Raw genomic sequence first — 9,523 nt, 5'->3', positions numbered from 1 at the left:
TGGGAGGTGTGGGGAGAGGAAAAGTAGGAAAAATCTATAAAATACCGACTAATAATTGTCAAAAACAGACTTTTAATCTTAGTAACTATTGAGGTGTTGAAGTATAGCTGAAGTATAGCATTAATGCTATACTTAGGCCACACTTCAGCTATTAAGTAATTCAAACAGATATAATAACTTTTTTGCTTATTTTAGTCAATTTAAATAGTTATAAATAAACGACGGAGGAGTCAGGAGTCAGGAGGGAAGAAAGAAGAAGAAAGAATAAAGAGGAGGAACAGGAGAAAGTTTTTTTATCGCTAATTATCCGGACATAATATTATCTAATTTATGAAGATTTTCATACCATTTTGAAACAATAATTTGATCAATCATTCGCCTTTAGAAATAGTGAGATGCTATAATACAAAATTGTTTGTACAGTTTTTGCTCTAGATATAATTTTATGAATATAGATAAAAGTATTATTTTTTCTCCCTGTATTCTCAAACCATCAACAAGTTTAAATGAAGCTATTAGTCTAATGACAAAAGCAAAAGGAAGTTATTGTCAGTTTAGTTCTAGGGAAAATAGAATGCCTACCTCAAAAAATCTTGCTAAAAATAGTAGTTGCATCTTAATTGTAGAAAATCAAAAATTAGTAGGAATTCTCACAGAAAGAGATTTAGTTAAATTAACTATTCAAGGAAAAACATTAGAAAATACAGCGATTAGAGAACTAATGACGACTCAAGTTGTATCACTTCCCTACGACGAATTTAGTGATTTATACATTGCCTATAATTTAATGCGTCGTCATCGTATTCGCCATTTACCTATTTTAGATGTACATACTTATCCTATTGGGTTAGTTACTTTGTCTAGTTTGCGTGAAACTCTAAGTCCACGCTATTTTTTGCGGTTTCGACAAATTAATGAAGTTATGACTCGTAATGTAATTTGGGATATTCCCTCTACTTCTGTTATGGAAATAGCAAAAAAAATGGTTTTTAATAAAGTTAGTTGTGTTGTTTTGGTCGAAGATAAATCAGATATTTTGACTCCAGTAGGAATTATTACAGAAAAAGATATTGTACAATTTCAGGCATTAGATCTAAATCTAAAAGAGCTTACTGCGGAGCAAGTAATGAGTTATCCGTTATTTTGTTTAAAACCAGAAGATAACCTTCTTCAAGTCTATCAAAAAATGGAAGAGTTACGAATCAGAAGGTTAGTTATAACAGGAGAGAAAGAGGAATTATTAGGAGTAATAACAGAAACCGATCTAACTAATATTATCGATCCCATCGAAATGTCTGGTCTCTTGGAAATCTTACAACATAGAGTTAATCAACTTGAAGAGGAAAAAGCTCTTTTACTACAAAAACAAGGAATAGAATTACATCAAGCTCTTGAAGAAAACCAATTTGAATTATATTATCAACCACAATTTAATTTAAGCACAAAAAAAGTTTTTGGTGCAGAAGCTTTAATACGTTGGAATTCTCCTGAAAAAGGTAGAGTTTCTCCTGCTGAATTTATTCCATTAGCTGAAAAAACAGGTTTAATTATTCCTCTAGGTCAATGGATATTAGAAACTGCTTGTAAGCAAATAAAAGATTGGCAAAAAGAAGGCTTACCACACCTAGAAATTGCTGTCAATATCTCAAGTAAACAGTTTCATCAACCTAACTTAGCTCAAGAAATATTAAATATTTTAACAAGATATGAAATCGAACCTTATTGGCTTAAATTAGAACTAACTGAAAGTGTATTAGTCCAAGAAATTGACATGACATTAGAACAGTTTAAAATATTAAAAGCAGCCAAAATTGAGGTTTCGATTGATGATTTTGGTACAGGATATGCTTCCTTGGGATATTTACAACATTTCGATTTTAATACTCTAAAAATTGACCGTTCTTTTGTTAAAGATATTCATCAAAATATAAAAAACGCGGCTATTACTAATGCTGTTATTCGCATGGCTAAACAATTAAACTTTCAAGTTATTGCAGAAGGAGTAGAAACCCAAGAAGAAAGAGATTTTTTATATGCTAATGGTTGCGAATTAATTCAAGGTTATTTAATTAGTCGTCCGCTTTCTGCTAGAGATTTTTCTAAATTTATAGCTTTTTGAGGCCATTGCCAAATCTTTCTAAATTCTCTTTCCTCCTGACTCCTGTACGGGCGAAGAGATCTTCGCCCCTACGACTCCTGATATCAAATCCGCTGGCTTCGGAGTAATATAATTCTATCGTCAGTAGGGGCGATTCGCGAATCGCCCCTACAATATTGACTATTCTTCCCTAATCCTGAATTATACCAATGCTACCGGATTTGATATGACTCCTAACTCCCGATCGAATTACACCAATGCTACCGGGTTTGATATTACCAAATCTTATATCATGTCAGGATAATCAGTGATAAAAAAAGTTTTTGTTTGTAGTAAAGCTCTCAGCCCTATCTATAACTTATACCATGTCCGGATAAGAGGGTGATGAAAACACTTTTTTCCCTATCTCCTCTCCTGTCTCCTATCTCCTGTCTCCTATCTCCTGTCTCCAGTATCGAGTCTCCTGTCTCCTGCCTAATTATTTATAACTGTTCAACCGGACATGATCTTACAGTGCTTTTCACACTGATGAACAACATCATCACAACTATAGCGCTACGCATTAAGGCTCTTGACATTTCGCGCATCCTGAAACCCTTTAACAGTTTACTATTCCCTCCATACCTATTCCCTATTCCCGATTCAAGTAGCGCTATAAAATCCAGTAGGGACGTTCCATGGAACGTCCCTACTGTGGTCTACCCTTAAGGTGGTCAAGAGCTAATTTCTAGTGGCTAGATCTCTTCGGAGACACCAAAGTACAGTGCCGCATACTTGATAACATCAGTAGCATGGGGCAGCAACTCTGGCAAGTATGTAGTTAGAGTATTGCGGACGGCATCCGAGAACTCGACATAGCTGCCCGTTTTATTCTTCACAAAAGGTTCCAGAATTTTGATCAACTCGTAGTTGCTCTCAATATTCTCTGCCTTCATCGCACTCTCCAGGGGTGCTGCTGTCGGATCGGCAAAATCGGGTAAAATTCTGCTGACAAAAGTAACTCGGTGCATCAGTCGCCAACAACCGGGCTTTTTCTCAGCTTGATTTGCTTGACGCATGGCGATCGCGTTGGGATGATTACTCTGTTCTAACCAAATGGGGTCTACAACCTTACTGAACAAGTCTTCAAAGTTTTCCTTAGAAGAGTCCAAGTAAAAAGTCATAAAACGGTAGGCATCCACTCGACCCGTCACTAATTTTGGCTGTCCGTTTTCATAGACAGGATCGCCACTTTCCGGCTCGAAGTATTGCATATCCCCTGAAGGACGTATGCTCAGATCAATGCTGAAGGATTTACTCGCCTCTTTACTTTTGGTTTTGGTGATATTGAGACTACCGCCCATGCTACTATCCAGCCCAAATTCAAAATCGGCACCCAAGGCATTGAAATGCAGGAATAGTCCTGAAGAAGACAGGTTGTTAAAGGAGTAGGAACCGCTAACCGAGTCTTGCATTACGTCGATCGTATCGGTTGTTTCCGCATAAAACCCACCATCGGCTGTCCAGACGTAGGTATTCGCCAGATTACGTTTGGCAAACTTGCGGGAGATACTTTGGTCTTTGGTTAAAGCATCACCGAGGCTGCCGAAGGTTGTCGTCGCAGCCAAGAGTTGACTTGCAAACGGTACTGCCCCAGTAGTAGCAGCTAAGAGGCTATAGTTACTCTTCATTAGTTTGTTAACTGGATTGTTAGCAGAAAGGGGCGAGGCATCGAAGTTGTCGTAGTAGTTTTGTAACTCCTGGATTTCCTGGTCAATAGATTTTTTTAGAGCATAAGCTTCTTTGGGTTTGAAGTAGCTGTATTCTCCATAGGTGGCAGCTTGGGGATAATTGGGATCGGTGCAGACGCTGCCGTCGCTGTTGTAGCCAATCTTGCCATCAAGACTTCCCTGTATCGTATAGCGGGGGTTGAGAGGGAAGGAAATGATATTCCAATCCTTGGGAATATCCGGGTTCGGTTGAAAGCGGAAGGATACGAGGGCATTGTTATGTTTCAAGCGCAGGGCAAAAATATCGGCGGTTTCTGATTGGACTAAGGCAAGACCACTATTACCGGACATCCAGCGCCGACCTAAGGTGGGATTGTGCATATTGTTGGGATCTTCCCAATTTCCCCCTAAAGCCGCACTCATTTCCTTCGTGATATTGCGCCCACTGGACATCCCGTGTTCCTGAGACCAAGCGCCAGAGGCTTCAAAGTTAACAGAGCCACTACCAGCTATCTGAGTATCCATAATTTTCTGGGAAATACCAAAGCCTAGAGGAGCTATTATTACCTGGGTCCCAATATCCATTCCCAAGGAACCTGATATGCCAAAAGAACTGCTGAAGCCGTTTTCTTTGGAGCTAGAGTAGTTGTACATCACCTCATCAGCTTGGATGAAACTGATAGCAGAACCATCTCCTTCATAAGTGCCGGTACCAGTTCCATTGGTGCCATAGGTCATGTTTTCACTGGGTACCGGGGGTGTGCCTTCAAGATAACCGACGATTTGGGGGTCAAACTGTGCCTGACCAATCCATTCCGTAATTAAGTTACCGACTTTGTAACCGGTGAATAAATGCCATTGACCGTTTTTAATATAGGTGTAGCAACGCTTCATTACCCCAGTTAGATTGCCTTCGGAGTCATACTGGGTATCGCCATATTCCTGCACTGCTGGACGACTATCAATGGTGTCGTGGAATTGGGTCTTAACTCCAGCTAAGGCGGAGCGGACTTGGGCAATATCATTACCGATCGGGGCAGTGGAGAGAATCGACCTGGGTTTGCTATCACCAGTGCCCACCTGGAGGTGATTGCCCAGAAGAGAATGGTCTTTGAGTTCGGTTTCGTCGTCCCAATCGAAGGTATAGTTAGCAATCAGGTCTTGTTTTTCGCCTTTGAGTCGGGTAAACAGGTTATCTTGGATTTGCTCTTGAGTGCGACATATTTTCCAAATCCGAATCTCTTCCAGGGTACCGGAAAATTTATCTTCTAAATTACTGCCGCTTTTATAACCCCCGAGGGTAAATTGTCGATCGCCCCAAGCTAAACTGCTGGGTATAGTAGTCTGGACGGGTTGGCCATTGAGGTAAAGTCTCAATTCAGAACCACTGATATCTGGGTTTTTCACCCATTGCACTGCACCCACAATATTGCCGTGGCTACTGCCCTTGGCATCATAGGCAATATTGCCCTGATTTTCTTCCAAACGCCACCAGGCAATGAGTCCCTTTTCTTGACCATTAATTTCGCTATAGAGTCGATCTAGCTCTAAGGCTGTATTCCATACACGGATTTCGCTGATAATACCGGGGAAATACATCGGGTCTCCACTCAAAGCCAAGCGACCAATTTCTAATTCTTGCTCATTGCTACCCGCTTCACCATCAAACCGATAATTTCCAGCGAGACTTCTATCAATGTAGAATTGAATGTCATCCCATTCCTCAAAATCAACTGAAGTCACCGCGTCCATTGTCATGTCCTCATCGTTGACTGTAATAGTTTTTGTCTCTTTGTTTTCGAGGGTTTTTTGACCGCGTTTGCGCGTCAGGGCAATTTTGTGGAAACTATTACGACTGAGAGCGGTGGTGGATTTGTACTGGTGATACCCATGATTCTGATCTTCAAAGGCAAAGACTAGCTTAGAATCAGAATCAATGTAGAGGGCATAGGGAACATCTTGGTCAGTACCGTCTTGCAAGTGCCCTTTGCTAATGAGTCCCTGTTTTTGGTTTGCATTACCCAACTGGAGGAATATTTCCAGGGTTAAATCTTCGCTGATGTTCAGGGATGTTTCTTTCCCACATTTGAGATAGCCACCGTTGAACTGTAAGCCGTAGGATTGGTTGAAAACGACGGCTAGATGTTGCCAATTTTCCCCGGGCAAGTCTTTTTCGCTGGCAATAAACTGATTTCCCACACCAGCAACAACGGAGTAACTATTACTTGTCTCTCCCGGCTTGAGTGCCAAAGCATACTTGGAGTCAGCAGAATGGTGATGAATGAGACGGGTTCTACTGTTTAGGCTGTTAGAATTAACCCAAGCTTCCAAGGTAAGGTCATCAGTCGCATCAAGTTGGGCTAGCTTACTATTATCTCCCAGAGCAATATAATCATTTTGACCATCGAAAGCATAAGCCTTCCCAGGTGAGTTGGCTACCCAGGCACAAGATAGAGTAGTTCCTACACTGGTTGCTGTGCCATTCTGCACGTTACCTTCAGCCGTACTTATATCGACCATAAACAGCAGCGAACCTTTTTGCAGGTTATAGGTAACTGGGTTAGCACTAGCCAGGGTTTCATAGTTGTAGGGAAGTCGGTAAACTGAGGTTTGAGCGGTTAAATTTAAGCTGGTACTAGCAATGGGGATAACCGTCGCACCCATATCTACAGTGGCGCTGACTGTTACTTTCGTCCCACCCACTAACAGCGTGTCACCATTTTTGAGGGCTTGTTTAACCTTGCTTTCTAAATTGAGGCTCGTAGTCGTGCCAGATACGTCAGCGGCTAGAGTGCCAATTAACACCTGCTGGCTAGCAGCACCATTCAACACTGAGGCAAACTCTAGGACATTACGAGGAACTTGAGTCCAAGTTTCTATTATCCCCACAGTGGTGTTCTCAATGATAACCGTACAGTTATCAGCATTTGTGCCATCACTGACAGCGATCGCAGAAGTATCCATTTCCGATTCGGCAGAAACAGCCAGGAAATTAAGGGTTCCGGTTGCAGCCGCCAGGGTATATTGGGCTTTGGCAGTATTCGTGTCGTAGTAAGCGGTGAAAAACTCACCGGTTCTGCCCCGGAAGTAGAGAGAAAGTTGACCGAGAACACTATCAAACAGTTGGGGCGTATCATTGGTATCGGCAAAACCCAATAATCCACCAGCAACGGTTAAACCACATGAGTCTGTGTGTAGCAGGTGCATGGGCAAGGTAACAGTCGCCAAACGCTTTTCTATTGTTTCGGCTTCTAATTGCTTGTCGGCTAATTCTTGTTGTTTTAAGGGAATCAAGTTCTCAAAGATATAGCCAGCAGACTTACCGTCTGGTCCAGTATATGGGCGTTGAGCTTCGACAATGGCAGAGTTGCCACCGATGGCTACTGCCAAACCAAAACGATCGTCCGTATGCTTTTCAATAGCTTGGAGTTTGGCTTTTTGCTGCCACTGGCCGTTTTCCTTTTTAAAGATATAGGCAGCACCGGCATTATCCCCCCCAGTATCTTCCATATAAGCTCCGACAATGGCACAGTCCCCACTGATAGCTACTGATTGACCAAAACCATCGTCAGCCTGCTTGTCACTGGCTTGGAGTTTGGCTTTTTGCTGCCACTGGCCGTTTTCCTTTTTAAAGATATAGGCAGCACCGGCATTATCCCCCCCGGTATCTTCCCCATAAGCTCCGACAATGGCATAGTCCCCACTGATAGCTACTGAATAACCAAAACGATCGTCCGTATGCTTTTCAATAGCTTGGAGTTTTGCTTTTTGCTGCCACTGGCTGTTTTCCTTTTCAAAAATATAGGCAGCACCAGCATAACTATCTTCCATATAAGCTCCGACAATGGCACAGTCCCCACTGATAGCTACTGAATAACCAAAACGATCGCTCGTCTGCTTGTCACTGGCTAACAGTTTGGCTTTTTGCTGCCACTGGTCGTTTTCCTTTTCAAAGATATAGGCAGCACCAGTACGGACTCCCCTACTATCTTCTCCGACAATGGCACAGTCCCCACTAATGGCTACTGAAAAACCAAAACCATGGTTCGCCTGTTTGTCAATGGCTTGGAGTTTGGCTTTTTGCTGCCACTGGCCGTTTTCCTTTTTAAAGATATAGGCAGCACCGGCATTATCCCCCCCAGTATCTTCCAGATGAGCTCCGACAATGGCACAGTCCCCACTGATGGCTACTGAAAAACCAAAATAATCACCCGTCTGCTTGTCAATGGCTTGGAGTTTGCCTGTTTCCGGAGATTCCTGCCACTGGCCGTTTTCCTTTTCAAAGATATAGGCAGCCTGGGTGCTCGTATCTCCGCAAATGGCATAGTTGCTACTGATAGCTACTGAACGACTATAATTCCGGCTACTTGATTTGAGGTTGGCTACTTCTGTGAAATAGAAGATACCCTGATTTAGCCCATCTTCTAGGGCTAATATTTCTTGCTGCAATTGGGAGAGTAGTTCTAAATCCTCATTGGAACCTGTTGTTAAGGCTGTCCCCAAATCAATATTATCTGGCACTTGTGCCAACTTCCCTTCACGGGAGAGACCAAAATCTAAGACTCCGACATAATTCTCTGAATCTGCGCCACCTGTGGCCACCGCCAGCATCACTCGCGCACTTGTCTTAATTGGCTTTTGCTGTTGATCATAGCCACCTTGAGACTGTTCTTGCTGATAGTACAATAAAGACGCAATTCCCGACTCGATCGTCCGCCCCTCAAACTTAAAGCTAGTACGGCGCATCCCTGGATGATCTCCCACTGGAGCCTCAGAACTTACCCATGTAGCATTCCCATGAATCGTACCGTGATTGGCATTTTCAGTTTGATCGTGAACCGTATCACCAGAACCTTCATCAAAACGCCAGTAACCCACTAACCCTGGCTCATTACCAATCAGGCGGTGGTTCATATCTGCTTTGATTTCATCAGCAGTCCGAGGGCGGTTCCAGAGGCGAACTTCGTCTATCTTTCCATACCAGTGATCCCGATCTTGGATTGGGAAACGTCCAAAGACTAGAGGGGCATCGCTGCCAGTGTCTAGACTGCCCAAGGCAGATGTTGGCTCAGAGCTTTTTAATACGCCATTAACATAGAGCTGCACCTGATTGTTTTCTCGATCAAATACAGCTACTAAATGATGCCATTCTCCTTCGCTAATCGCCGTGTCACTGGTAACGGCTAAAGCACTACCTGTAGTTCCATCAGCTAAGAAAAATTGAGGCATATCTTGACTGTTGAGTCTCAGCAGCCATCCTACATTATCCCCAGTACCGGACTTTTTACAGACGGCATTTCTGTAATCCACCCCACCAGCAGGATCGTCATACACCCAGGCTTCAACGGTAAAGCTACCGGTACCAAAATTTAAGGCATTGTTGTCGGGGATACTGACGTATTTACCCCCAATCAGCTCCAGTGCGGACTCTCCATACCCTGATTTACTTACCAGGGGAATTAAGTCTCGATCGGTAAAGGGACATTTACCGGGTTGCCGCTCAAATACAGAATTCTGATACTCAGGATCGGGACTGGTATAAAGCTGAGTTCCCTTAGTATTAAACAACCCATCTGCCCCACGCTCGACATTAAATGAGTCAATTAATCCAGTATGGCTATTGTAAGCAAAGACTTGCCAGCGCTGTACCTCAGCTATCTGGGTAGGCAATAACAACGCCGAAAAGCGTCCCTGCTATAAGTGGCAAACAAAGTCC

General features: G+C 42.8%; 2 protein-coding genes. One reads left to right on the top strand and one right to left on the bottom strand.

The genetic code is table 11. The features are described 5' to 3' along the window. Window positions 1-445: 445 nt before the first annotated feature. Window positions 446-2,119: an EAL domain-containing protein gene (locus F6K22_RS20235; RefSeq protein WP_293101786.1), complete on the top strand. Its 1,674-nt coding sequence runs from the start codon at window positions 446-448 to the stop codon at window positions 2,117-2,119. A gap of 713 nt (window positions 2,120-2,832) precedes the next feature. On the opposite strand, the gene F6K22_RS20230 is transcribed toward F6K22_RS20235, so the two are convergent. After that, the gene (locus F6K22_RS20230; protein ID WP_293101783.1) at window positions 2,833-9,477 is read right to left on the bottom strand and encodes a LamG-like jellyroll fold domain-containing protein; all 6,645 of its coding nucleotides are present in this window, start codon (window positions 9,475-9,477) and stop codon (window positions 2,833-2,835) included. Window positions 9,478-9,523: the final 46 nt, after the last annotated feature.

It is taken from the genome of Okeania sp. SIO2F4, assembly GCF_010672385.1.
Lineage (GTDB): Bacteria > Cyanobacteriota > Cyanobacteriia > Cyanobacteriales > Microcoleaceae > Trichodesmium.
Note: the sequence above shows the minus strand (reverse complement) of the source record. Positions and strands in the feature narration are given on the sequence as shown.